25 protein-coding genes are annotated in these 24631 nt (G+C 64.1%); 2 read left to right on the top strand and 23 right to left on the bottom strand.

Annotation, left to right across the window (positions count from 1 at the left end; all coding sequences use genetic code 11):
* Positions 1–21 precede the first annotated feature (21 nt).
* A complete protein-coding gene (locus H6935_00620) occupies positions 22–924 on the bottom strand; it encodes a DnaJ domain-containing protein (GenBank protein ID MCP5276853.1) in 903 nt (300 codons plus the stop codon).
* Between the two features lie 83 nt (positions 925–1007).
* On the opposite strand from H6935_00620, the gene hfq reads away from it, so the two are divergent.
* Entirely contained in the window at positions 1008–1250 is a 243-nt protein-coding gene (hfq, locus tag H6935_00615; GenBank protein MCP5276852.1) for an RNA chaperone Hfq, read from the top strand.
* A gap of 156 nt (positions 1251–1406) precedes the next feature.
* Here hfq and H6935_00610 read toward each other — a convergent pair whose 3' ends face one another.
* The 5 genes from H6935_00610 to H6935_00590 form a co-directional block, all read right to left on the bottom strand.
* Complete coding sequence (locus H6935_00610; protein MCP5276851.1) at positions 1407–1886, bottom strand: nitrate reductase cytochrome c-type subunit; 480 nt, start codon at positions 1884–1886, stop codon at positions 1407–1409.
* A 51-nt stretch (positions 1887–1937) separates the two neighbouring features.
* Positions 1938–2840: a quinol dehydrogenase ferredoxin subunit NapH gene (gene napH / locus H6935_00605; protein ID MCP5276850.1), complete on the bottom strand. Its 903-nt coding sequence runs from the start codon at positions 2838–2840 to the stop codon at positions 1938–1940.
* A gap of 5 nt (positions 2841–2845) precedes the next feature.
* Positions 2846–3625, bottom strand: coding sequence for a ferredoxin-type protein NapG (gene napG / locus H6935_00600; protein MCP5276849.1), 780 nt, complete (start codon positions 3623–3625; stop codon positions 2846–2848).
* Between the two features lie 119 nt (positions 3626–3744).
* Positions 3745–6492 carry a nitrate reductase catalytic subunit NapA gene (napA, locus tag H6935_00595; protein MCP5276848.1) on the bottom strand — a complete coding sequence of 916 codons (2748 nt, stop codon included), beginning with the start codon at positions 6490–6492 and terminating at the stop codon, positions 3745–3747.
* Between the two features lie 18 nt (positions 6493–6510).
* Complete coding sequence (locus H6935_00590) at positions 6511–6846, bottom strand: chaperone NapD (protein ID MCP5276847.1); 336 nt, start codon at positions 6844–6846, stop codon at positions 6511–6513.
* 122 nt (positions 6847–6968) lie between these two features.
* On the opposite strand from H6935_00590, the gene H6935_00585 reads away from it, so the two are divergent.
* A complete protein-coding gene (locus H6935_00585) occupies positions 6969–7658 on the top strand; it encodes a Crp/Fnr family transcriptional regulator (protein ID MCP5276846.1) in 690 nt (229 codons plus the stop codon).
* Here the strand turns inward: H6935_00585 and H6935_00580 are convergent.
* The 17 genes from H6935_00580 to H6935_00500 form a co-directional block, all read right to left on the bottom strand.
* Positions 7648–8823: an O-succinylhomoserine sulfhydrylase gene (locus tag H6935_00580; GenBank protein MCP5276845.1), complete on the bottom strand. Its 1176-nt coding sequence runs from the start codon at positions 8821–8823 to the stop codon at positions 7648–7650. The genes H6935_00585 and H6935_00580 overlap by 11 nt on opposite strands.
* 2 nt (positions 8824–8825) lie before the next feature.
* Complete coding sequence (gene purF / locus H6935_00575) at positions 8826–10343, bottom strand: amidophosphoribosyltransferase (protein ID MCP5276844.1); 1518 nt, start codon at positions 10341–10343, stop codon at positions 8826–8828.
* Positions 10344–10370: 27 nt separating this feature from the next.
* Positions 10371–10859, bottom strand: coding sequence for a CvpA family protein (locus tag H6935_00570; protein MCP5276843.1), 489 nt, complete (start codon positions 10857–10859; stop codon positions 10371–10373).
* Positions 10860–10914: 55 nt separating this feature from the next.
* Positions 10915–11586, bottom strand: coding sequence for an SPOR domain-containing protein (locus tag H6935_00565; protein ID MCP5276842.1), 672 nt, complete (start codon positions 11584–11586; stop codon positions 10915–10917).
* Positions 11579–12859 (bottom strand): bifunctional tetrahydrofolate synthase/dihydrofolate synthase, encoded by a 1281-nt coding sequence (gene folC, locus H6935_00560; GenBank protein MCP5276841.1) that lies wholly within the window; start codon positions 12857–12859, stop codon positions 11579–11581. The genes H6935_00565 and folC overlap by 8 nt, the downstream gene beginning before the upstream one ends.
* A gap of 19 nt (positions 12860–12878) precedes the next feature.
* A complete protein-coding gene (locus H6935_00555) occupies positions 12879–13742 on the bottom strand; it encodes an acetyl-CoA carboxylase carboxyltransferase subunit beta (protein ID MCP5276840.1) in 864 nt (287 codons plus the stop codon).
* A 10-nt stretch (positions 13743–13752) separates the two neighbouring features.
* Positions 13753–14550: a tryptophan synthase subunit alpha gene (locus H6935_00550; protein ID MCP5276839.1), complete on the bottom strand. Its 798-nt coding sequence runs from the start codon at positions 14548–14550 to the stop codon at positions 13753–13755.
* A gap of 2 nt (positions 14551–14552) precedes the next feature.
* The gene (trpB, locus tag H6935_00545; protein ID MCP5276838.1) at positions 14553–15764 is read right to left on the bottom strand and encodes a tryptophan synthase subunit beta; all 1212 of its coding nucleotides are present in this window, start codon (positions 15762–15764) and stop codon (positions 14553–14555) included.
* Positions 15739–16374, bottom strand: coding sequence for a phosphoribosylanthranilate isomerase (locus H6935_00540; GenBank protein MCP5276837.1), 636 nt, complete (start codon positions 16372–16374; stop codon positions 15739–15741). Before H6935_00540 ends, trpB begins: the two co-directional genes overlap by 26 nt.
* Positions 16375–16379: 5 nt before the next feature.
* The gene (truA, locus tag H6935_00535; GenBank protein MCP5276836.1) at positions 16380–17183 is read right to left on the bottom strand and encodes a tRNA pseudouridine(38-40) synthase TruA; all 804 of its coding nucleotides are present in this window, start codon (positions 17181–17183) and stop codon (positions 16380–16382) included.
* A gap of 3 nt (positions 17184–17186) precedes the next feature.
* The gene (locus H6935_00530) at positions 17187–17750 is read right to left on the bottom strand and encodes a hypothetical protein (protein ID MCP5276835.1); all 564 of its coding nucleotides are present in this window, start codon (positions 17748–17750) and stop codon (positions 17187–17189) included.
* An 84-nt stretch (positions 17751–17834) separates the two neighbouring features.
* Entirely contained in the window at positions 17835–20444 is a 2610-nt protein-coding gene (locus H6935_00525) for a FimV family protein (GenBank protein ID MCP5276834.1), read from the bottom strand.
* A 198-nt stretch (positions 20445–20642) separates the two neighbouring features.
* The gene (locus H6935_00520) at positions 20643–21581 is read right to left on the bottom strand and encodes a hypothetical protein (protein ID MCP5276833.1); all 939 of its coding nucleotides are present in this window, start codon (positions 21579–21581) and stop codon (positions 20643–20645) included.
* A 1-nt stretch (position 21582) separates the two neighbouring features.
* Positions 21583–22695: an aspartate-semialdehyde dehydrogenase gene (asd, locus tag H6935_00515; GenBank protein MCP5276832.1), complete on the bottom strand. Its 1113-nt coding sequence runs from the start codon at positions 22693–22695 to the stop codon at positions 21583–21585.
* Positions 22696–22720: 25 nt separating this feature from the next.
* A complete protein-coding gene (gene leuB / locus H6935_00510; protein MCP5276831.1) occupies positions 22721–23785 on the bottom strand; it encodes a 3-isopropylmalate dehydrogenase in 1065 nt (354 codons plus the stop codon).
* Positions 23786–23807: 22 nt separating this feature from the next.
* A complete protein-coding gene (gene leuD, locus H6935_00505) occupies positions 23808–24446 on the bottom strand; it encodes a 3-isopropylmalate dehydratase small subunit (GenBank protein ID MCP5276830.1) in 639 nt (212 codons plus the stop codon).
* Positions 24443–24631 (bottom strand): entericidin A/B family lipoprotein, encoded by a 189-nt coding sequence (locus tag H6935_00500; protein MCP5276829.1) that lies wholly within the window; start codon positions 24629–24631, stop codon positions 24443–24445. The genes leuD and H6935_00500 overlap by 4 nt, the downstream gene beginning before the upstream one ends.

Below are 24631 nucleotides of genomic sequence, written 5' to 3'. Positions count from 1 at the left end.
GCACATTCCAGGCCAGGCGGATCAAGCTTTCGGGAAGCCTGGCCGTGGGTCGAAGTCGGAAATGGCCGCCAGCCGGGCATAGAGTTCTTTCTCGCCCTCCGTAAGTTTGCCGGGCATCGCGACCTGCAGGTTCACGAAGAAGTCCCCGTTGCCCCTGGGGCTTGGCATACCTTTCCCAGTCAGGCGCAGTTTTTGTCCTCCACGCGCACCTGCAGGAACCTTGAGGCGGACGTCGCCCGCCAGGGTGGGAACCAGCAGCGTGGCGCCCAGGGCCGCTTCCCAGGGGGCGATGGGCATATCCAGATGGATGTCCTTGCCCTCAAGGCGATACAAGCGGTGAGGCGCGATTTCGATATGCAGGAACACATCCCCTCTGGGACCACCATGGCTGGAGGCCTGGCCCTTGCCCGCCAGGCGCAGGCGCTTGCCCGGCAGGGCCCCCGGGGGCACACGGAAACGGACGTTGCCGCTGCCCGGCACATGGACCTCCTTTTCCGTGCCCTGATAGGCCTCCTCCAGGGACAGGATGATGCTGGCCTCCACATCCCGGCCCTTGGGCGCGCTCCGGCCATGAAACTCCTGCCCCCCTGCCCCGCCGAAAAGTTGGGAAAACAGGTCCGAGAAATCCATGCCGGCGAATTCCGCCCCGCCCCGGGCGCCACCGAAACGCTCACCCCATTCGGGCGGCGGCCGGAAATTCTGTCCGGGTCGATGGAAGCCGAGCTGATCGTAAGCAGCGCGCTTGTCCGGGTCCGATAGGACTTCGTTGGCCTCGTTCACCTCCTTGAACCTTTCCTCGGCCCCGGCCTCCTTGGAGACATCCGGATGGTATTTGCGGGCCAGCCTGCGGTAGGCCTTCTTGATTTCATCAGCGGAGGCATTCCGGGCGACATCCAGAATGCGGTAGTAATCCTTGTACTTCATGCAACCCAACCCATGGAACACATTAAGGTGTGGAGTATCGCTCGTGCTATAGTCACGGACGTTTTTTCGCAGGAAATATCCTCATGAGCGAGCGCCAGAACTTGCAAGACCAATTCCTCAACACCTTGCGCCGGGAACACGTGCACTGCTCCGTTTTCCTCGTGAACGGCATCAAGCTGGTGGGCAAGATCGAATCCTTCGACCAGTACATGGTCCTGTTGCGTGGCAACGACCAGACGGTGCAGGCCATCTTCAAGCACGCCATATCCACCATCTCGCCTTCCCGCCAGGTGGAAATGGGCGCCAAGCCCGGCGCGACCGAATAAGCGCCATTCCCAATGCAAAGGCCCGCGGAATCCGCGGGCCTTTGCTTTTCACCAACTCGTGCCACCCGAGGACACGGTGGCACCCAGCGCCTGAACTGCAACCGCCACCCTCACACCCCCCGGTATAGCGGGGCTGGAGGGCGGGGAAAACGTCGTTCAGCGGGGTTTCTTGAAGGTGTTTACCACCAGGTTCTTCACGTTGGCCTGGGGCGCATGGCACTGGGTGCAATTCCAGCGTCCCATGTACAACTCGCCAGCCTTCACGTTGACATAGTGGCTGACCGGAGCCGGCACGGGCACCCCGGGGGTGATCTTCTGGCCGATCATGTCCGGCACCACATGGCAGTCCTTGCACAGGTTGAAATCCTGACGGATGGGGACCATGTCCTTGATGGAGTGGGGCACCATGGGGGGCGCGGTGTGGTACGAACGGAGAGCGCGCTTGCCCACCGTGCCGGGGTCTGCGGAACCATATTCAAATGTGGCCGGGTCTGGCACATCGTATACGCTGGTCTTGGACAGACCCAGGTCATCGTCGGGAATTGCCTGATCCTGTACAGCCGATGCGGACAGGGACAGGAAGGCCGCGGTAATGGCCGCCCCCAACAGAACTCCTTTCCTTACGCTCTTTTCCATCTCGTCCTCCTTGACAAACTTGCTCGGTTAACACGCGTTGGTACTCAATCCTTAAGCCCGGGTATTGTGCTTTTGGATCAGGGGTCTCAAATCGAAAGCCAGACTGCCTTCCGGACACAGGGCGGTACACCGCCCGCAATTGCTGCATTCGCCGGAGAAAACCAGGCCACGCTCTTCCAGCTTCTTCAGGTTCAGCACCTGGGGTTCGGGGCATACCTTGGCGCACTCGCCGCAGTGGGTGCAGGAGCGCTTGTCGAAGCGCACCTTGACCAGCCCCGCCTTGCCCACCAGGGACCAGAAGGCGCCCAGGGGACACAGATGCCCGCACCAGCCGTTCTTCAGTATCAACAGGTCGAACAGGAAGATGGAAAGCAGGGCCAGGAAGCCAAAGCCCACGCCGAAGATGATTTCCCGATGCATCATGCCCACGGGGCTGACCCACTCGAAGGCCGCCACGCCCGTGGCTGCGGATAGGACAAGGGCCGCGGCCAGGACGAAATAACGCACCGTGCGGGGAATATGGATCAGGACGTGGATGTCCAGCCGGTTGCGCAGCCAGCCGGCCAGGTCCGTCACCATGTTAACCGGACACACCCAGGCGCAAAACACGCGCCCACCCACCAGCAGATAGAAGGCGAACACAACGGCCACGCCGATCAGGGTCTCCTGGGTCAGCACATGACCGGTCAGGAATATCTGCAAGGCAGCCAGGGGATCGGCCATGGGAATCAGGCCAATGAATTCGGAGGCGCTCAGGTTGCCCGTCAGCAGGGGCGTCTTATTTGGATATTGCCAAGCCCAATGGGCCGTGCCGAAGAACAGCAGCAGGATGCCCAACTGGGTAAAGCGGCGCAGGAACAGATAGCGCCATGACCATATCCTGGCACCGAGGCCCCGCTGATGAAGCTTCTCCACGGATGCCAGGGCATCCGGCCTGACCTTGTAACCACCCATGTCGTTCATAGCCCGCCCTCATTCAGGTAGTCCATGCCCGGTGCCTGGTCTGGCACGGGGGCATCGGGGGCGGTCGCGGGCGGCGCCTCGGTGGGCTTGAAGTCCTGGGTGATCTCGGTGTCGAAGGTCCAGCCCAGACGGTAGTGCTCGCCGATCTTGCCCTGCACCATCTGGTGGGGAAGGATGCGGATGGCCGCTTCCGTGGTAGGGCAGGCCTTCTCGCAAATGCCGCAGCCCGTGCAGGCGTCTGAATTGACGATGGGATAGAACATCGCGTGCTTGGACTGTGCGCGGGGATGCAACTCCAGGGTGATGGCCTTGCCCTTGAGGGGACACTCCCGATGACAGATTTCGCAGCGCAGGCCCTTCCAGGACAGGCAGTTCTCCAGGTCTATGACCGCCAGGCCCATGCGGGAATCGTTGATGTTCTTCAACTCCGGCGATAGGGCCCCCGTGGGGCAGGCCTTCATGCAGGGGATATCCGGGCACAGATAACAGGGAATATCGCGGGGCTCGAAATAGGGCATGCCGATGGGCAGACTACCGCCCGAGCCAGCCAGTTTCAGGGTGTCGAAGGGGCAGGCGTTCACACATTGGCCGCACTTGATGCAGGCTGCGTTGAAGTCCTGCTCGGCCAGGGCACCCGGGGGACGCAATGCATAGGGATGGGCACGGGCCTCCTGACGCAGCAGATAGACCCACAACAGGCCCCCCGTTGCCGCCATGGCAGTACCTTGCGCCGCCTTTACCAGAAAGTCGCGTCTCGTGACGCTTTGCTCAGCCATTGTTCTTTCCAACAATCCATACCGCAACCGCGGCAGATAAACACTTCACCCAAGCCCTCTCGGGGGAAAAGCCTTGGGTGAAGCCGAGGTGGCAGGCCACCTCGGCCTCGGTCAGGACATCAGGCCTTGTAGATCTTCACCGCGCACTTCTTGTAGTCCGTCTCTTTCGAGAGCGGGCAAGTTGTGTCCAGGGTGACCTTGTTGATCAGCACTCCCTCGTCGAACCAGGGCACGTAGACCAGACCGCGGGGCACCCGGTTGCGGCCGCCGGTTTCCAGGCGCACCTTCACCTTGCCGCGGCGGGATTCCACCCACACCAGGTCGTTGCGCTTCAGGCCCTTGGCATCCGCGTCCTTCTGGTTGATCCAGCAGACGGCGGAAGGCACGGCCCGGTGGAGTTCGGGCACGCGACGGGTCATGGTGCCGGAGTGCCAGTGCTCCAGTACCCGGCCCGTGCACAACCACAGGTCGTAGTTGGCATCCGGCTTCTCCACCGGCGAGGCGTAGGGCCGGAAGTAGATCTTGGCCTTGCCGGAGATATCCACCTTGTTGGCAGGATCGCCCGGCTTGTCCAGGTCGCCCATGACCATTTTCTTGCCGTTATTGCCGTAGAAATCGAAGCCGGAGCCCTTCTTCACATAGGGATCGTACTGCTCGTTGTTGCGCCAGGGAGTTTCCACCCACTTGCCGTCCTTCTCCACCACGGGCCAACGCAGACCACGGACCTTGGCACTGTGATAGACGTTGAAGGGAGCCAGGTCATGGGCGTGGCCGCTGCCGAATTGCCTGTATTCCTCGAACAAGGCTTTCTCTGGGAACCAGCCATCCTTGAGCAAGTCGGCCACATGGTTGCCATGTCCGCTGGCCACGGCATTGTCAGGCCACTTGTATTTCTTGTTCTCCGGAGTGGCGAACAACACTTCATACAGGGTCGACTCGGGCGTGTATCCCATGGCCTGGGCGGCGGGCAGCACATCGGGCAAGCCATCCTTTAGGCCTGGCACGGGCTGAGCGACCCACACGTCCTTGAGTTTGAATCGCTTGGACAACTCCAGCATCATCCAGATGTCGGCGCGGGCCTGGCCGGGAGGCATGATCTGCTGGCGCCAGACCTGGGTGCGGCGTTCAGCGTTGCCGTAAGCACCCCACTTCTCGTTGATCATGGCGGCAGGCAGGATCAGGTCGGCCACCTTGGCGGACACGCCGGGGTAGGCGTCGGCCACGACGATGAAGTTATTCATGTCCCGGGCAGCCTTGATCCAGTGGTTCACGTTGGCGGTGTTCTGCCAGGGGTTATTCACCTGGGTCCAGGAGAACAGGATCTGGCCGTCCTCCAGATCGCGCATGATCTTGACGAAGTGGCTGCCCATCTGGGGATTGATGGTGCCGGCGGGCAGTTTCCAGATCTTCTCGGCAATGGCCCGGTGCTTCGGGTTCATCACCACCATGTCGGCGGGCAGGCGGTGGGCGAAGGTGCCCACTTCCCTGGCGGTGCCGCAGGCGGAGGGTTGGCCGGTGAGGGAGAAGGCGCCGTCGCCGGGCTTGGACTGGCGACCGGTGAGTAGATGGTTCATGTAGCACTGCTCGTTCACCCAGGAACCCCGCTGGTGCTGGTTGAAACCCATGGTCCAGTAGGACACGATCTTGCGGCCCTTCTCACAGTACAGGTCGGCCAGTTGCTGCAACTTGGCCTTGAAGTCAGCCAGGGACTCGTCCGGGTCGCCCTTGGCCACCTCGGCGGTGTAGTCCAGGGTGTAGGGCTCCAGGGCCGTCTTGAAGTCGTCGAAGCTGATGGCCCAGTCCTTCATGGGGGTGGCGGCGTTCTTCTGCTCCACGGCCTCGCCTTCCTTCTTGCGCTGGCCGATGGCTTCGTGCTTGTCCAGGACGCGAACCTTCTCGTTCTTGTAGATCTCCATCTCGGCGGCGGAGGCGAATTTCTCCACATTCTTGGGACGGAAACCGTAGCCGATGTCGTAGGGGCCGGTGGCGAACTGGGTGTGCTTCTTGACGAAGTCGTGGTCGATGGCATCCCGCTTCACGATTTCCCGGGCGATGTAGTTCTGGATGGCCAGGTCACCACTGGGGGAGAAGATGATCTCCAGGTCGGCAATATCGGAGGACATGTTGCCGTAGGTGCTCAGGTTCACCACCCGCATGTTCTTGTGGGTGAGGCGGCGGTTGGTGATGCGGGACCACAGGATGGGGTGCATCTCGGCCATGTTGGCGCCCCACAGCACGGCGGTGTCGGTGTGCTCGATGTCGTCGTAGTTGCCCTGGGGCTCGTCGATGCCGAAGGTCTGCATGAAGCCCACCACGGCGGAGGCCATGCAGTGGCGGGCGTTGGGGTCGATGTTGTTGGAGCGGAAACCGGCCTTCATCAGCTTGGCCGCGGTGTAACCCTCATGGATGGTGTACTGGCCGGAACCGAAGATGGAGATGCCGGTGGGACCCTTTTCCTTCATGGCCCAGCGCATTTTCTCTTCCATGATGTCCAGGGCCTGTTCCCAGGACACGGGCGTGAACTTGCCCTTCTTGTCGAACTTGCCGTTGGTCATGCGCAGCAGGGGCTGGGTGAGGCGGTCCTTGCCGTAGTTGATCTTGCCGTTGAAGTAGCCCTTGACGCAGTTCAGGCCCCGGTTCACGGGGGCATCCGGGTCACCCTTGGTGGCGACGATGCGACCACCCTTGGTAGCCACCATGATGCCGCAACCCGTGCCGCAGAACCGGCAGACGGACTTGTCCCACTGCCAACCCGCCTCGGACTGCTTGACGGCAGCCTCGGCCTGTTTGGAGAGTGGCATTCCCACCGTGGCGGCGGTGCTTGCTGCAATGCTGGTTTTCAGAAAATCACGACGCGACAGTCCCATCTCAGCCTCCTTGCTCAATTAACCGTTCAGATATGCCGGCACAGCGCAGGCATCCAACCCGTCCTGCTTCTCTTCCAACTCCGGTGGCATGGCCTCATAGGCGCGTTTGTCATCGGCGATGTAGTGGTAGACCATTTCCGCCATGATCACGTGGGGAACAGCCTTGATACGCTTCAGGCCATCAATCTCGGCATGGATGTCCGATGCTTCCTGTACGGCGATGATCCGGCCCGTCTGATCATCCACCTGGTGGACCTCCACGCCTTCAAGGGCGTTGATCGCTTCCACCACCTGCCCCTGCCATTGAGGGGTTGCAATTACCAGAATGCCTGACAGATTCACGTCTTCCTCCATGTGTTAGGCTGATTCGAATCCTGACAACCATGTCTTCAAATTACTTTGACAATGATCAAGTTTCAACACGAGTTAAAGTGTCCTAATGCGCTTCCCCACAATAGACATTTTGGAGCGCCTGCTTGCTGACTGATGCCCGCCCCCAGCTCGTGGAAATACTCTCCCGCCAACCCCTGTTCCGGGGCCTCACGGAGGAAGAGTTACACTTCATCGCCCAGGGTTGCCGGGAAATAAGGGCTCAGAAGAACGAGATCCTGTTCCAGAAAGGTGATGTGGCTGAGGGCATGCACGTCCTGGTCATGGGGCAGGTGAAGCTTTCCCTGCCCTCGCCCCAGGGATCGGAGAAGGTAGTGCACATGTTCGAGTCCGCCTCCACCTTCGGCGAAGCGGTGGCGTTCCTGGACAAGCCCTACCCGGTGACAGCCCAGGCCACCCAGGATTCCCTGTTGTTGCTGGTTTCCAAGCGCACACTCCTGGAGACCCTGGATGCCAATCCCCTGCTCTGCCGCAAGATGCTGGCCAGCCTGTCCACGCGCCTGCATGAACTTCTGGACGACATGGAAACCTGCACCCTGCGCACCAGTTCCCAGCGGGTGATCTGCTTTCTTTCCAATCTGGCGCCCCCTACCCAGCCGGACCAGTATGAAATCTTGCTGCCCGCCAGCAAGCAGACCATCGCCTCCCAACTGAACCTGGCACCGGAAACCTTTTCCCGGGTGCTGGGCCACCTAGCGGGGGCCGGGCTGATTCAGGTAAAGGGACGCTCCATCACGGTGCTCGACGCCATCAAGCTGCGCAATTTCACCGGCTGAGGGCCAAGCCCCCGGCCAGGTCGGCCTGCAGATCTTCCACGGCTTCAAGGCCCACGGCGACGCGGATGAGTCCGTCGACTATGCCCGCCTCAGCCCGCTGTTGCGCCGTCATGCGGCTGTGGGTGGTGCTGGCGGGGTGGGTGATGGTGGTGCGGGTATCCCCCAGGTTGGCGGTGATGGACATGAGCCGGCAGGCATCGATGACCCGCCAGGCCGCCTCCCTGCCCCCCGCCACCTCAAAGGCCACTATGCCGCCACCGGTCTTCTGCTGGGCCATGGCCAGGGCGTGCTGGGGGTGTGAGGGCAAGCCGGGGTATAACACCTTGACGACCTGGGGTTGTTGCTCCAGCCATCGCGCCAGGGCCAGGGCGTGGTCGGAATGGGCCCCCATGCGCAAACTCAGGGTTTCCAGCCCCTTCAGCAGCACCCAGGCATTGAAGGCAGACAAAGTAGGCCCCGCCGTGCGCAGGAAGGTGTAGACGCCTTCCATCAGGTCCTTCCTGCCCAGCACTGCCCCTCCCAGCACCCTCCCCTGCCCGTCCAGATACTTGGTGGCGGAATGGATGACGATATCCGCACCCAGTTTCAGGGGCTGCTGCAGGGCGGGGGAGCAAAAGCAGTTGTCCACCGCCAGCCAGGCGCCGTGGCCGTGGGCGATGTCCGCCAGGGCGCGAAGGTCGGACACCTCCGTGAGGGGGTTGGAGGGGGACTCCACGAAGAACAGTCGGGTATTCGGTCGCAGAGCGGCCCGCCAGGCCTCCGGATCCGTGGGCGAGACGAAGGTGGTCTCCACGCCGAACCGGGCCAGGATGTTCTGGAACAACTGCACCGTGGAGCCGAAGATGGAGCGGGAGGCCACGATGTGTTCCCCTGCGCGCATCAGGCCCATGACCGCAGCCAGGATGGCCGCCATGCCGGAGGCGAAGGCCACGCAGCGCTCGGCGCCCTCCAGGGCCGCCAGTCGCTCCTCGAACATGGTGACGGAGGGGTTGGTGAAACGGGCATAGATGGGCCCGGCCTCTGCTCCGGAAAAACGGGCCGCAGCCTCGGCGGCGTTCTTGAACACGAAGCTGGAGGTAAGGAACAAAGCCTCGGAGTGCTCGTTCAGCTCGCTGCGGAAGGTACCCGCACGCACAGCCAGGGTGTCTGGATGCAATGACTTCATGCTCACTGGGCAGCCAGGTTGAGGCCCATCTGCCGGGTAGGCGGCGCGGGGACGATGGGGATGGTGCCGCTGCGCTGGCCTTCCAGGCGGGTGAGATACTCCTCGGAAACATCTCCGGTGATGTAGTCGCCATCGAAGCAGGAGGCATCAAAGCGCGAGATGCCGGGGTTCACCATCTGCACCGCGGCGATGAGGTCGGACAGGTCCTGGTAGATCACCGCATCGGCCCCGATCTCCCGGGCGATCTCCTCATCCGTGCGCCCGTTGGCCAGCAGTTCCGCCCGGGTGGGCATGTCGATGCCGTAGACGTTGGGAAAGCGCACCGGCGGACTGGCCGAGGCGAAATACACCGACGTGGCCCCAGCGTCCCGGGCCATCTGGATGATTTCCCTGCTGGTGGTGCCTCGCACGATGGAATCGTCCACCAGCAGCACCGACTTACCCTTGAATTCCAGGGGCATGGCGTTGAGCTTCTGGCGCACGGACTTCTTGCGCGTGGACTGGCCAGGCATGATGAAGGTGCGGCCGATGTAGCGGTTCTTGATGAAGCCCTCCCGGTAAGGCAAACCCAGCTGGTGGGCCAGCTGCAGGGCGGAGGGCCGGCTGGTGTCGGGAATGGGGACCACCACGTCGATCTTCAGGTGGCTGAATTGGCGCTTGACCTTCTCGGCCAGGAATTCCCCCATCTTGAGGCGGGTTTCATAGATGGAGGTGCCATCCATGACGGAGTCGGGGCGGGCGAAATACACGTACTCGAAGATGCAGGGGGCGAATTCCTGGGGGTTGGCCATGGGGTGGCTGATGAACTGCCCCCCGGCGGTGACCAGCACTGCCTCGCCAGGGGCCAGGTCCCGTACCACCTGGAAACCCAGGGCTTCAACCGCCACGCTTTCCGATGCCACCATCCACTCCACGCCACCACCGTCCGTGTTCTTGCCGATGACCAGGGGACGGATGCCGTGGGGATCCCGGAAGGCCAGCAAGCCGAAACCTGCGACCATGGCCACCACCGCGTAGGCCCCCTTGCAGCGCCGGTGCACACCCGTAACGGCCGTGAACACATCCTCGGGTGTGAGCCAGTGGCCCTCCACCGCCCGCTGCAGTTCGTGGGCCAGGACATTGAGCAGCACCTCAGAATCGGAGCTGGTGTTGATGTGGCGCAGGTCATCCTTGAACAACTGGTCCTGCAGGGCCTCGGTATTGGTCAGGTTGCCGTTGTGGCCCAGGACGATGCCGAAAGGCGAATTCACGTAAAAAGGCTGGGCCTCCGCAGGACTGGCGGCGGAACCGGCGGTGGGATAGCGCACGTGGGCGATGCCCGCGTTGCCCACCAGGTTGCGCATGTCCCGGGTACGGAACACGTCCCGCACCATGCCCAGGCTCTTGTGCATGTGGAACATGCTGCCGTCCATGGTGACGATGCCGGCCGCATCCTGGCCCCGGTGCTGCAGCAGTTGCAGCCCGTCATAGAGCATCTGGTTGACGGGCTGGTGGGAAATGATGCCGAGAATGCCGCACATGGGAATGACCTTTTGCCTTCAGTGCTTTCAGGAATACTTGATGAGGACGGAGACGTCCCTGGGCAACCAGGGCGCCACCTTCTGGGCAGCCACCTCCAGTGGCTTGCGGCTCATGGCCGTCTGCCAAGTGTGGGTCTTGGGCAGGGCCGTCATGCCGGCCAGCAGGGCCAGGGCCACCACTGCCGCCACACCGCGCAGCAAGCCGAACATGACACCAAGCAAGCGGTCATAGCCCCCCAATCCGGCCAGCTTCACCAGCCCGGCCAGGAGGCTGCCAGCCAAACCCGCGCCAAACAGGACGACGATGAATACCAGGACCAGGGCCAGGCCGTGCTGCAGGGCCGGGTTCTCTACCCCGGGCAGCAAGGGCGCCAGGGGAGGGCCGAACAGGCGGGCGCCGATGAAGGCCAGAATCCACGCGGCCAGGGAGAACACCTCCTTCACCAAGCCCCGCATCAGGCCCAGCAGCGTGGACCCCGCGAGGATGGCCAGCACCACCATATCCAGGCTGCTCACCGGACTGACCTCGGGGGTGAAAGATCGCCCTCTTTGGGCTGCCTGGCGTAAGCGCTCATGGCCCGATCATGACGGGGCTGAACCCCTTGCTCTTCAGCTTGGCCAGGGTATCCATGGCCTTGTCCCGATCGGGAATGGGGCCCACCCGCACGCGATATTGGCCATTGCTGTCCGCCATGCCCACCTTGAAGCCCGCCGCCTGCACCTTGGCCAGCAGGGCCTTGGCGTTGGCCTCGCCGCTGAAAGCGCCCAGCTGAAGATAATAGCCCCGGCTGGCAAAGGCCGCGTCCGACTTGGGTTGGGCCGGCTCACCCTTCCGGACATCCCGGGTGGGTTTGGCAGCGGGCTTCTTCGCTTCCTTGGGTGGTTCCGGCGCCACGGCCTTGGGGGGTGGCGGACTGACCGGAGTAGGCTCCGCCGGCTCTGGATTCACCTCGGGGGGGGATGACGGATCCATCCTGGAAGGGCCCGCGTCCACCGGGGACACGGACGTCGGTGACGCTTGCGGCACCACGGCAGGCTTGGGTTCGAAGGGACTTTCCTGGGCGGGGATGCGAATATCCACGTCCGACCCCAGGGGCTTGGGGTCCGGGTCGAACAGCATGGGCACCACCACGATGGCCACCAGGGCGATGGCAATGGCCCCCACCAGCCGGCGCCTGGCCCTGCGGCGAAGCGCCGCCGGATCTTCGTTCATCGCATCCTGGGTACGGAGGGTGTCAGCCATGGGTAGGAGGAATTTCCGTCATCAACTCGGCCACGGTGTAAAAGGAACCGAAGGCAATGATTGTATCAGCGGCAGCAGCCTCCCTGCATGCCGCGAGCCAAGCTTCCGCGGGGCAGCCATGGACCTGGTACCGGGTATCCAGACGCGCCAGCTCCCCGCCCAGGGCCTCGCCGGCCAATCCCCTGGGCCCGGACAGGCCCGCCACATGCCAGCTTTCCACCAGGGGCAGCAAAGGTTCGATGACGCCGCCGACATCCTTGTCCGACAGCATGGCCAGCACAGCGATGATCCGGCCCCCTTCGCCCGTCCGCGCCCCCAGGGTTGCCAGGTTGGCGGCCAGGGCCCGGGCAGCGTGGGGATTGTGGGCCACGTCCAGGATGCGCAAGGGCTGTCGCCCCACCACCTGGAACCGCCCCGGTTGCCGCGCCTGGACCAGCCCATGTCGCAGGGCCTGGCGCGGCACGGGCAGGCGATGCCGCAGGGTTTCCAGGGTGGCAATGGCGCAGGCGGCATTGGCCAGTTGGTGGGCACCGGCCATGGCCGGCCGGGGCAGGGCCGGAAAGACGGCTTCGTTCACCCGCAGGCTCCAGGTTTCGCCCTGCTCCTCGATGCGCATGTCCCGATCCAGTCGCAGCAGGCGCGCACCCAGGTCGCTGGCGTGTTCCAGCAGGCTGGCGGGCGGGACAGGATCGCCGCAGACGGCGGGACGTCCCGGACGGAAAATGCCCGCCTTCTCGAAGCCGATGGCTTCCCGGGTGTCCCCCAGGAAGGCCTGGTGGTCCAGGTCCACGCTGGTGACCACGGCGCAGTCCGGGTCCCAGATGTTCACTGCGTCCAGCCTGCCCCCCAAGCCCACTTCCAGGATGACGGCTTCCGCGTTGGCTTGGCGGAAAAGCCACAAGGCCGCCAGGGTGCCCTGCTCGAAATAGGTCAGGGCTATGTCGCCCCGGACGGATTCCACCGCCGCGAAGGCCCTGCACAAGGCTTCGTCCGTGGCCTCCTGGCCGGCGATGCGCACGCGCTCGTTGTAGCGCAGCAGGTGGGGCGAGGTGTAACAGCCCACCCGGACGCCCGCAGCCAGCAGCATGGCCTCCAGGTAGGCGCACACGGATCCCTTGCCGTTGGTGCCCCCCACGGTGATGACGGGAAAGTCGGGCTCAAGACCCAGGCGGTCCGCCACCGCCCGCACCCGTTCCAGGCCCAGGACGATGGCATCCCGGCTGCGGGACTCCAGGTGGGCCAGCCAGCCCGCGAGGTCGGTGGGTTGGCTCAAGACGGAAAGATCGCGCCGCCTAGATGGGGGCAGGCTTGTGCAGGAACTGGGCGCAGAGGCGAGCCAGAGTTTGCTGCATCTCGCGGCGGTCCACGATCATGTCCACGGCGCCGTGTTCCTGCAGGAACTCCGCCCGCTGAAAGCCCTCCGGCAGCTTCTCCCGCACGGTCTGCTCGATCACCCGGGGGCCGGCAAAACCGATGAGCGCCTTGGGCTCCGCCACGATCACGTCCCCCAGCATGGCGAAACTGGCGGACACGCCGCCCATGGTGGGATCGGTCAACACGGATATGAACGGCAGGCGGTTGGCGGCCAGCTGGGTCAGGGCCGCGCTGGTCTTGGCCATCTGCATCAGGGACATCAGGCCCTCCTGCATGCGGGCGCCGCCACTGGCGGACACGCAGATGAAGGGCTTCTTGCCCTTGATGGCAGCCTCCACGCCGCGCACGAAACGCTCCCCCACCACGGAGCCCATGGAACCCCCCATGAAACGGAACTCGAAGGCGGCTATCACCACGGGCAGGCCCAGCATGCGGCCTTCCATGACCACCAGGGCATCCTCCTCCTGGGTGGCCTTGCAGGCTTCCGCCAGGCGGTCGGTGTACTTCTTGCTGTCCTTGAACTTGAGGGTGTCCATGGGCTTGACGTTGGCGCCCACCTCCTTGCGGCCCTCATCGTCCAGCATGAGGTCAAGGCGCTGGCGCGCACCCACGCGGTGGTGATGGCCACATTGGGGGCACACGTGCTGGTTGTTCTCCAGGTCGGCAGCGTAGAGCACCGCATCGCAGGACGGGCACTTGCTCCACAACCCTTCGGGCACCACCTTCTTGGCCGCGGTGCGCCGCTGGATCTTGGGCGGGATGATCTTCTGGAACCAACTCATCGCAGCTTCCTCACTTGTCCAGGGCAGCGCGCACGCCAGCCACGAAATTCTTCACGTTATCCAGCATGGCCTCGGGGACGGAGTTCTCGATCTCCTGCACGATGCGGGAGCCGATCACCACGGCATCCGCCACCTGGGCCACCTGGCGAGCGGTTTCCGCATCCCGGATGCCGAAACCCACACCCACGGGCAGCCCCGTAGCGGCGTGAATGGCCGGCAGGCGCGCGGCCACTTCACTCATATCCAGAGTCGCCGCCCCGGTGACGCCCTTCAGGGAGACGTAGTAGATGAAGCCCCGGGCTTGCTTGGCCACTGCCTCCACCCGTGCGGCCGGGGTGGTTGGCGCCAGCAGATAGATGTTGTCCAGACCTGCCGCCGCGCACTTGGCGGCGAACTCGGTGGATTCTTCCGGCGGATAGTCCACAGTCAGCACCCCGTCCACCCCGGCCTGGGCGGCGGCGGCACAAAATCCGTCCCAGGACATGGCCTCGATGGGGTTGGCGTAGCCCATGAGCACCACTGGCGTATTGGCATTGGTCTTGCGGAACTCGGCCACCATGGCCAGCACGTCCCGCAAACCAACGCCGTGCTTCAAGGCCCGCTCGGAACTGCGCTGGATGGTGGGGCCGTCCGCCATGGGGTCGGAGAACGGCACGCCCAATTCCAGGATGTCGGCTCCGCCGGACACCAGGGCATGCATGAGGGGCACGGTCCTGTCCGGGGCTGGGTCGCCGGCGGTGACGAAGGGGATGAGGGCCTTGCGGCCCTGGGCTTTCAGGGAGGCGAAAACAGCGGGTATACGTGACATGATCAGAGCTCGATGCCGGCCAGGCGGGCCACGGTGTTGATGTCCTTGTCGCCTCGGCCGGACAGGTTCACCAGCAGCACCTGGTCCTTGTCCATGGAGGGGGCCATCTTGGCGGCGTGGGCCAGGGCGTGGCTGGATTCCAGGGCGGGGATGATGCCCTCGAAGCGGCACAGGTCGTGGAAGGCGCGCAGGGCCTCGTCATCGTTGATGGCCACGTACTCTGCCCGGCCGATGTCCTTGAGCCAGCTGTGTTCCGGACCTACCCCGGGGTAGTCCAGGCCGGCCGAGACGGAATGGGTCTCGATGATCTGGCCGTTGGCATCCTGCATCAGGTAGCTGCGGAATCCGTGCAGCACGCCCGGCGTGCCGGCGGACAGGGGTGCGGCATGGCGACCGGTGGCCACACCATCGCCCCCCGCTTCCACGCCGATGAGGCGCACGCCATCCACGGGGATGTAGGGATGGAAGATGCCGATGGCGTTGGAGCCGCCACCCACGCAGGCGATGACGGCATCCGGCTGGCGGCCCAGCATCTCGCCCATCTGTACCTTGCACTCCTCGCCGATGACGCACTGGAAATCCCGCACAAGCATGGGATAGGGATGGGGGCCGGCGGCGGTGCCCAGGATGTAGAAGGTGGACTCCACGTTGGTGACCCAGTCCCGCATGGCCTCGTTGAGGGCGTCCTTCAGGGTCTTGGAGCCGGACTCCACGCCCACCACGGTGGCGCCCAGCAGCTTCATGCGGAAGACGTTGGGGGACTGGCGCTTGATGTCCTCGGCCCCCATGTACACCACGCATTCCATGCCGTAGCGGGCGGCCACGGTGGCGGAGGCCACGCCGTGCTGGCCGGCGCCGGTCTCGGCGATGACCCGCTTCTTGCCCATGCGGCGGGCCAGCAGGGCCTGGCCGATGGTGTTGTTGATCTTGTGGGCGCCGGTGTGGTTCAGGTCTTCCCGCTTCAGGTAGATCTGGGCGCCCCCCAGTTTTTCCGACCAGCGCCGGGCATGGTAGATGGGACTGGGCCGCCCCACGTAATGGCGCAGTTCATGGCGGAATTCATCCAGGAAATCGGGGTCCTGGCGGGCCGCCTCATATTCCTGGCGCAACTCGTCCAGGGCGGCCATGAGGGTCTCGGCGACAAACACGCCACCATAGGGGCCGAAATGCCCCTTGGCATCCGGTAGGTTAGTAGCCAAATTCGGCATCTGCATCTTTGACTTCCTTCACGAAAGCAGCAATCTTCGCGGCATCCTTGATGCCGGGCGCGGCCTCTACGCCGCTGGACACATCCACCGCCCAGGGTCTGGCGACATGCACGGCCTCGCCCACATTGGCCGGGACCAGCCCCCCCGCCAGCACCACCGGCCTGGGCATGACCGCTGGGATGAGACCCCAGTCGAAACGCTCGCCAGTGCCACCGTGGGCGGCGGGACTGTATGCATCCAGCAACAGGCCCTGGGCCCCCTCGAAGCGGGCCGCGAATTGTAACAAATCCAACCCCGGCCTGACCCTGGCAGCCTTGAGCCAGGGCAGGCCGAAGGCGGAGCAATACTCCGGGGACTCCTCGCCGTGAAATTGCAGGCAATCCGGCCTCACCCGGTGGATTATCCGTTCCACTTCCTCGGGGCCGGCGTTCACGAACAGGGCCACGGTGGAGACGAAGGGGGGCAACGCCACGGCAATGGCCCGGGCCTGGTCCGGGGTGACCCGGCGGGAGCTTTTCTCGGCGAACACCAGGCCGATGGCGTCGGCGCCGGCCCGGGCGGCGGCCAGGCCATCTTCCATGCGGGTGATGCCGCAGATCTTGATGCGGGTGGACATGATGCTCAGGAATCCGGGGGCAGAAAGGGGATGATGCCACCACCGGCCGGCAAGCCCCAGGCCTGGTCGTATTTCACCTCGGCCAGGTAAAGGCCGTCGGGGGCGAAGGTGGCCGCGCCCAAGGTGCGGTCCCCTGAAGCCAGCAGTTCGCCTATCCAGTCCGGGAGGCGGCGTTTCAGGCCCACCCAGACCAGTGCCGCCACCATGTTGCGTACCTGGTGGTGGAGAAATGCGTTGGCCCTGAATTCGAACACCAGGAATGTCCCCCGGCAGTCCACGTTGGCCACGCGCAGTTCCCGCACCGGGCTCCTTGCCTGGCATTCGGCGGCGCGGAAGGCGGAAAAATCGTGGGTTCCCAGAAGATGCTTGGCGCCCTGCGCCATGGCGTCCAGGTCCAGGGCGCCGTGAATCCAGCCCACCTTCCCCGCCAGCAGGGCCGGGCGTACGTCTCGATTCATCAGGATGTAGCGATAGCAGCGCTCCAGGGCCCCGCGCCGGGCGTCGAAGCCCGGGCCCACCGCCTGTGCCCACAACACCGATATGCCCGCCGGCAGGTGGGCATTCACCCCCCGCACCCAGGCGCTCACGGGGCGATGGTTGCGGGCATCGAAATGCACCACCTGGCCCAGGGCGTGGACCCCCGCATCCGTCCGGCCCGCGGTAATGGTGCGCACCGGTCCGCCATGGATGACGGACAAGGCCGCCTCCAGGTAGTCCTGCACGGCGCAGCCCCCAGGCTGGGTCTGCCAGCCACAGAATGTGGCTCCGTCGTACTCCAGCCCCAGGGCAAGGCGTTGTGGATCAGTCATGGGTCACCGCCATGCGCCGGACCACGCCAGCAGGCCGAATCCAGCCAGGAGCAGAAGGGGGATCGCCACATCGCCCACACCCAGCGGTTGGTGGGTGAGCACCACATGCTCGGGCAGCTTCGCGCTGGGCACGGGATCGAACAGGTGACGCAGATTGCCTCGCCCCTTGCCTGCCCCGGCGCCAGTCGCCTGGTCACGCCCCTGCTCCAGGCGCTCGATGGCCTTCAGGGTAAGGGCCAGGCGCAGGGCGATCCGGCCCGCGTTCACCCCCAGGTGGGCCAGGGGAGACATCAAGGCATGGAGTCCTGATAGCAGTTGCTGACTGCTTAGGCTCAACACCAGCACGTCCAGCCAAAGCAACAACACCATTAGATGGAACGCCCGTTCTCCCCCCAGGGCAAGTCCGGGCCACGTAGGCGTCCATGGGCCCAGCAGCGCCAAAACCCCCTCCCCCGGCACACTGAAGCCGTACCCAAGAGCCAGTACCAGCATCAGCCAGCGGGTGCGCCAGATCAGATGCAAAGGTTGGCGTCCCATCAGGACGATGGCTGGCAGGGCGGCGAACATCAGGATCGCCAAGGGGAAAAAAGACAGCCCTGGGATCACCAGGGCTGCTATGACGTAGTTCAGGATTCTGCTGCCGGGGTGCAATCAACCCGCCTCGGAAAGGAGCTTCTCTGCCTCGGACTTCTGGTTGGCATCGCCCTCCTGCGTGACTTCCTGCAGGATTTCCCTGGCGCCTTCCCGGTCCCCCATTTCCAGGTAAGCCCGGGCCAGGTCCAGCTTGGTGTTCACTTCTTCCCACAACGTGGGATCCATTCCAGGCGCGGGGGCGGCCTCGGTCTCTACGGGGGGCTCTTCCTCGACAACGGCCGGCGCTTCCATCACGGATTCGAAATCCAGGCCGACCGCCGCCACTGGCTCCTCCACTGCAGGAGCCGTTTCTGCGGGTGCGGCTTCCATTTCCAGGTCGATGCTGCTGAAGTCCAGATCGGGCATGGCCGGGGCTTGCTCAGCCGTATCCAGATCCATGGCGCCCAGATCTTCCATGGACTCACTGACCAGTTCCTCGGGGGCCTCGGTTTCAATGTGGAACTCCGGCACGGATTCCTCCGCCGCTTCCGCCATGACGGCCTCGGGCTCCAGCTCGCCCAGGTCGACGGCAAATTCCTCGGGCTCTTCCGGAGATACAGGATGCAGATCGATCGCGACTTCTTCCAACTCCGCGGGAACCTCGGCTTCGGGTTCCTGGGCCAGCAGGTCCTCGGGTTCCAGAGCCATTTCCTGGACGGGCACTTCAGACGCGGGCAGATCGAAGGAAGAAGTGAAGTCCAGTCCCTGGTCCTGCGACTCAGCCACGACTTCCGGTTCCGGGGCTTCCTGGGCAGGCGTCTCCAGGGCAGGGGCAGCCTCGGAGGTGACGAACTCCATGCCCATGTCCTCGTCGGCTTGTGCCGCGGCAGCGACGGTGTCCTCGGCAACCGGGGCGGGCATTTCCGGCGCGGAGGCAAAGGACTGCCCCTGGGCCATGCGATACAGGGGGTTCTCCGGGTCGATTGAACGGCCCATATCTGCCGCGCGCTGCCAGATGGGCGTGTCCTGGCCACCCAGGCCGGCATACAACTCGCTGGCGGTGGTTTCGAAGGCCAGGGGGTCCTTGCGGGCGGCGTAGATCTCCAGCAGTTTCAGCGCCACCTCGTGGCGGCTTGAATCCTTCTCCAGGGCTTCCTTGAGGATTTCCTCAGCCTGGGCATCCCGGCCATAGGCCATGTAGACCTCGGCTTCGGCAATGGGATCCACCTCATGGGTATCGATGGCGCCCAACCCCAGGCGGCTGAAATCCGTGAGCAGCATGCTGCCTTCCGTATTGGCCGCCCCAGCAGTGGCTCCCCCGGCCGTGCCACCGGTATTGAACACGGCACCGCTCTTGAACTCGCCGCCGGTCATGATGCTGTCTTCGAACTTGTTCAGTCCCTGGCGACGGCGACTGCCCACCATCATCATCCAAAGCAGGCCGGACAGCAGGCCCGCCGCGACCACGCCACCAATATAGATGGGGTTGTTGATGAACGTTGAAAGCCAACTGCTCTCCTCTTCCTTGGCAGCGGGCGGCAGGGCGGGGACAGGCGCGGGTTTGGCCGGGGAAGCCTCCGTGGCGGCAGGCTCGGCGGCAGGGGCGACCTCGGGCGGCGCCGCCTGCTCCGGAGCCGGCGTCTGGGGTGCGGCCCCAGCCTTTGCGGCCTCCTGGGACTTGAGCTCCAGCAGCTGCTGCATGTCGCGCACGGCCCGTTCCAACTGGCTCACGCGATCCTGGGATTCCTGCAGGGCCCGGGACTTGGCCGCCAGTTCCTCTTCAACGGCCTGGAGGCGCTCCTGGGTCTTGGCATCAGGCCTGCCTGCTGCAGCAGGCTCGCCCTTGGACAGCTTGAGCACATCCTTGGGCGCCGCAGATGGGGGCGTCCTGTCTTCCACCTTGGGCATGATCTTGCCGGCTGCGGCCTGGCTGTCCGCCTTGGCCTCCGGCATCTCGCCAGCCACCTCGGCCACCTTGCTGCGGTAGGCGTGCCACTCCTCCACATGGTTTTGGAGCATGCGCAAGGCCTGTGAAGGAGAAGATTGGAGGAGAACAGCCTCGGAGGCGGGCACATTCAACACGGCCCCCTTCTTCAGCAGGTTCATGTTATTGCTGATGAAGGCACCCTTGTTGGTCAAGTACAGGCCCGCCATCATCTGCTCCAGCGTGACGTCGGGGGCCTTGACCCGGCCGGCGATGGACCTGAGGGTCTCTCCTGGTTTAACCGGTCCGTAGCGGGGCGGCGCCTTGGGAACAGGCTTGGATACGGGTTTTGCTGCATCCGGGGCTGGCTTGGTCGTGTCTGCGGACGTGGATTCCCGGGCGGCGCCCACCGGTGCGACCGGCTTGACGGTGGCGACCTGTACCGGGGCACGGCCATCCGTGGGAGGATCCAGCAGGACCGTGTATTCGCGGATGATGCGGCCGGTACTCCAGTTCAACTCGATCAGCATGTCCAGAAAAGGGTCGGCCATGGGGACCGCGGAACTGATGCGGATCACGGGCTGGCCGTTGGCGCGCTGAGCCACTTCGAACTCGAGGACTGAAAGGGCCCCTGAGCGTTCGATGCGGGCCTGGCGGAACAATTCCATGCTGGCGAGCCTCGCGGACACACCTGGCAGCTCGTCCTTGTTGACCGAAAGCAATTCGATTTCTGCCTTGAGGGGCTGACCCAAGGCGGACTGCACGGAGAGCTTTCCTAGGCCGGCCGCATGGGCACCTCCACATGCGAGCAGCAGCGACAACAACAACCCACTGATTTTGGTGGTTTTATTCATCTCTCCGCCTTTTCCCTCAACCTTGAATCATGATGGTGTGACGCCTCGCCGCGACTACGGAATTTACTAAATATGTCATGGAGTTAGGCGCGCAACCTTAAGCGCGTTTTACGTTAGCATCGAATTTGCGGGTATTTCAATCCAATTTTCCACGGCTGACACCACCTGTTCGGCTTCCATTCGCAACGGGTCGAATACCAGCCACAACCGAACATTGCTCCCTTCGACCCGAACCTGGCCGAGAAATATATCGGCACTTTCGGCGGAATCTGTAGCCGGAGTAGGGTTGCCTGCCGCCAGGGTCGATTCCATAAGGCACAAATTCTCCTGGCGCTTGAGGGCCTGCCTCAATTCTGCCGGGTCCACCGCACGCTCAAGGCGCACATGCAGGGCGGTCATGGCGCCGAAGAACAAGGGTGCCCAGGCCACGGTAAACCCGGCCTCCCCCGCAACACCCTGGTTCTTCACAGCCGCCGCCAGGCTGGCAGGCCCGTAGCGCCCAGGACCCTCGTTCGTCTCGGGCACGATGTTGAAAGCAATCTGCAGGGGAAATATCTCCGGGTCCGGGGATTCCATGTTGAATAGCCCCCGGGTCTGGTTCACCAGTTCGTCCATTCCCGCCTTGCCCGCCAGCGCCACCGGCAGGGTCACGAAGGCTTCCGCCTGCGCCACCCCCCCCAATGCTTCAAGTATCTTCAGCAGCCGGGCCACCGCCAGGGCGGGGGCCGGCAATACATCGTCCCCGGTCAGCACGGGCATGACCGGGTATAGGGCACGCACTTGTTCCGCCCGTCGACGTGCCGCTGGATGGGGGCTGGCCACCACCAGGGCCTGGGCCTGGCCGAAATTGAAGCCTTCGGCCACCAGGCAGGGCCACTCCTCGCCCCGGAAAGCCACAATGCCGTCAGACTCGCCCAGGGTAAGGGGATAGATACGCCCCACCTGGACATCGCTCTCCTCCAGGACCTTGAGAAAGGATTGACCGAGGGGGTCATCCGCTCCCAGCACGGCCAGGTCAAACTGGGAGATCAGATTTTCGGCGGCCAACTCAGCTTTCCAGGAGGATGCGCAGCATGCGGCGCAGGGGCTCGGCCGCACCCCACAGGAGCTGGTCGCCCACGGTGAAGGCGGAGAGGTACTCCTTGCCCATGTTGAGCTTGCGCATGCGGCCCACGGGCACGGTCAGGGTGCCGGTAACGGCGGCGGGGGTGAGCTGCTCCATGGTGATCTGGCGGTCGTTGGGCACCACTTTCACCCACTGGTTGTGCTCGGCGATGATGCCGTGGATCTCGTCCAGGGGCGCGTCCTTGGTCATCTTGATGGTGAGAGCCTGGGAGTGGCAGCGCATGGCCCCCACCCGCACGCAGAGGCCGTCGATGGGGACCGGATTGTCGGAGCGGCCCAGAATTTTGTTGCATTCCACCTGGGCCTTCCACTCCTCCTTGGACTGGCCGGAGGGCAGTTGCACATCGATCCACGGGATGAGGCTGGCGGCCAGGGGAACGGGCCAGGCCTCCAGGGGGTAGACGTCGGAGCGAATGAAGTCGGTGACCTTGCGGTCGATCTCCAGGATGGCGGAGGCGGGGTCGCCGAGCAGGTGGTGCACCTCGCCGTGGACCGCGCCCATCTGCTGGATCAGCTCGCGCATGTTGCGGGCGCCGGCGCCAGAGGCGGCCTGGTAGGTCATGGGGGAGATCCACTCCACCAGGCCCTTGTCGAACAGGCCGCCGATGGCCATGAGCATGAGGGACACGGTGCAGTTGCCGCCCACGTAGGTCTTCACACCCCGGGAGATACCGTCCTGGATGACGGACTTGTTGACCGGGTCCAGGATGATGATGGCCTCGTCGTTCATGCGCAGGGTGGAGGCGGCATCGATCCAGTACCCCTTCCAGCCGCTGGCCATGAGCCGGGGATACACCTCCTTGGTGTAGTCTCCACCCTGGCAGGTGATGATCACGTCCATGGCCTTCAGCTCGTCGACGCTGTTGGCGTCCTTGAGCGGAGGAACATCCTTGCCGATGTCGGGGCCTTTGCCGCCCACGTTGGAGGTGGTGAAGAACACGGGCTCGATGTGGTCGAAATCCCTCTCGTCCCGCATCCGGCCCATGAGGACCGAACCCACCATGCCGCGCCAACCGATCAGACCTACCTTTTTCATTTCACTCACCCAATTAAAGAATGCTTCACATCGCGGCGACGACCGCGTCGCCCATGCCCGAGCAGGATACCTTGGTACAGCCTTCCGTCCAGATGTCCGCCGTGCGCAGGCCCTGGGCGATGACCTTCTTCACGGCGTTATCGATACGGTTATAGGTCGCTTCATCATTGAAGCTGTACTTGAACATCATGGCCACGGACAGGATGGTGGCCAGGGGGTTGGCGATGTCCTTGCCGGCGATGTCCGGAGCAGAACCATGGCTGGGCTCGTACATGCCCTTGTTGTGCTCGTCCAGGGAGGCCGAGGGCAGCATGCCGATGGAACCCGTGAGCATGGAGGCCTCGTCGGACAGGATGTCGCCGAAGATGTTGCCGGTGACCATCACGTCGAACTGCTTGGGGGCCCGCACCAGCTGCATGGCGGCGTTGTCCACGTACATGTGGGACAGCTCCACTTCCGGGTAGTCCCTGGCGATCTCGATCATCACCTGGCGCCACAGCTCTGTGGTTTCCAACACGTTGGCCTTGTCCACGGAGCAGACCTTCCTGCTGCGCTTCATGGCGATGTCGAAGGCGATGCGGCCGATGCGGCGGATTTCCGATTCGCTGTAACGCATGGTGTTGATGCCTTCCCGCTCGCCGTTTTCCAGGGTGGAAATGCCCCGGGGCTGGCCGAAGTAGATGTCACCGGTGAGTTCCCGCACGATCATCAGGTCCAGGCCGGATACCACCTCGGGCTTCAGGGTGGAGGCGGACGCCAGCTCGGCATACAGCAGGGCCGGACGCAGGTTGGCGAACAGGCCCAGGCCCTTGCGGATGCGCAGCAGGCCCCGCTCCGGGCGGGAATCCCGGGGCAGGCTGTCGTATTTCCAGTCGCCCACGGCCCCCAGCAATACCGCATCGGCCTCCTGGGCCAGCTTGAAGGTGGCCTCGGGGAGGGGGTCTCCCGCCGCGTCGTAGCCGGCACCGCCGATGGGCGCCTCTTCCATCTCGAGCTTCAAGCCATCCGACTTCAAAACGTTCAAGACCTTGACCGCCTGGGCGACGATCTCCGGGCCAATGCCGTCACCCGGCAAAACTGCGAGCTTCATTGTTTTCCTTTCGGGCTTGTATTCAGGCGAACAACCAGGGCGCCTGTTCCTTGCGGCGCGCCTCGTAGGCCTTGATCTTGTCGGTGAGTTGCAGGGTCAGACCGATGTCGTCCAGGCCGTTGAGCAGGCGGTGCTTGCGCTCCGGGTCCACATCGAAGGAGATCGTGTCCCCCGTGGGCGTGGTGATGGTCTGGGCCGCCAGGTCCACGGTCAGGGCATAGCCCTCGTTGGCTTCCGTTTCCTTGAACAGACGCTCCACGGTTTCCGCCGGCAAAACGATGGGCAGCAGACCGTTCTTGAAGCAGTTGTTGAAGAAGATGTCGGCGTAGGACGGCGCGATGATGACGCGAAAACCGTAATCCTCCAGGGCCCAGGGGGCGTGTTCCCGGGAAGAGCCACAGCCGAAGTTCTCCCGGGCCAGGAGCACGGAGGCGCCCTGGTAGCGGGGCTTGTTCAGCACGAAATCCGGGTTCAGGGGCCGGTCGTGGTTGGACTGGCCCGGCTCGCCCCGATCCAGGTAGCGCCATTCGTCGAAGGCGTTGGGGCCGAAGCCGGTGCGCTTGATGGACTTGAGGAACTGCTTGGGGATGATGGCGTCCGTGTCCACGTTGGCACGGTCCAGGGGCGCCACCAGGCCTTCAAGCCGGTTGAAAGGCTTCATTTCGTGGACCTCTGGATAGCGTCCCCCGCCTTCTCGATGTCCTGGCCGATGCCTCGCACGGTGTTGCAGCCATAGATGCTGAACACCACGCCCACGGCCACCAGCAGCAGGACCACCTTCACCACGCCAAGGAGGATCCATTTGCGGGGGATGCCGGAGGATTCACGGCTCGCGTCGTTGGTCAT

It is taken from the genome of Thiobacillus sp. (assembly GCA_024235835.1).
Classification (GTDB): domain Bacteria; phylum Pseudomonadota; class Gammaproteobacteria; order Burkholderiales; family Thiobacillaceae; genus PFJX01.
Note: the sequence above shows the minus strand (reverse complement) of the source record. Positions and strands in the feature narration are given on the sequence as shown.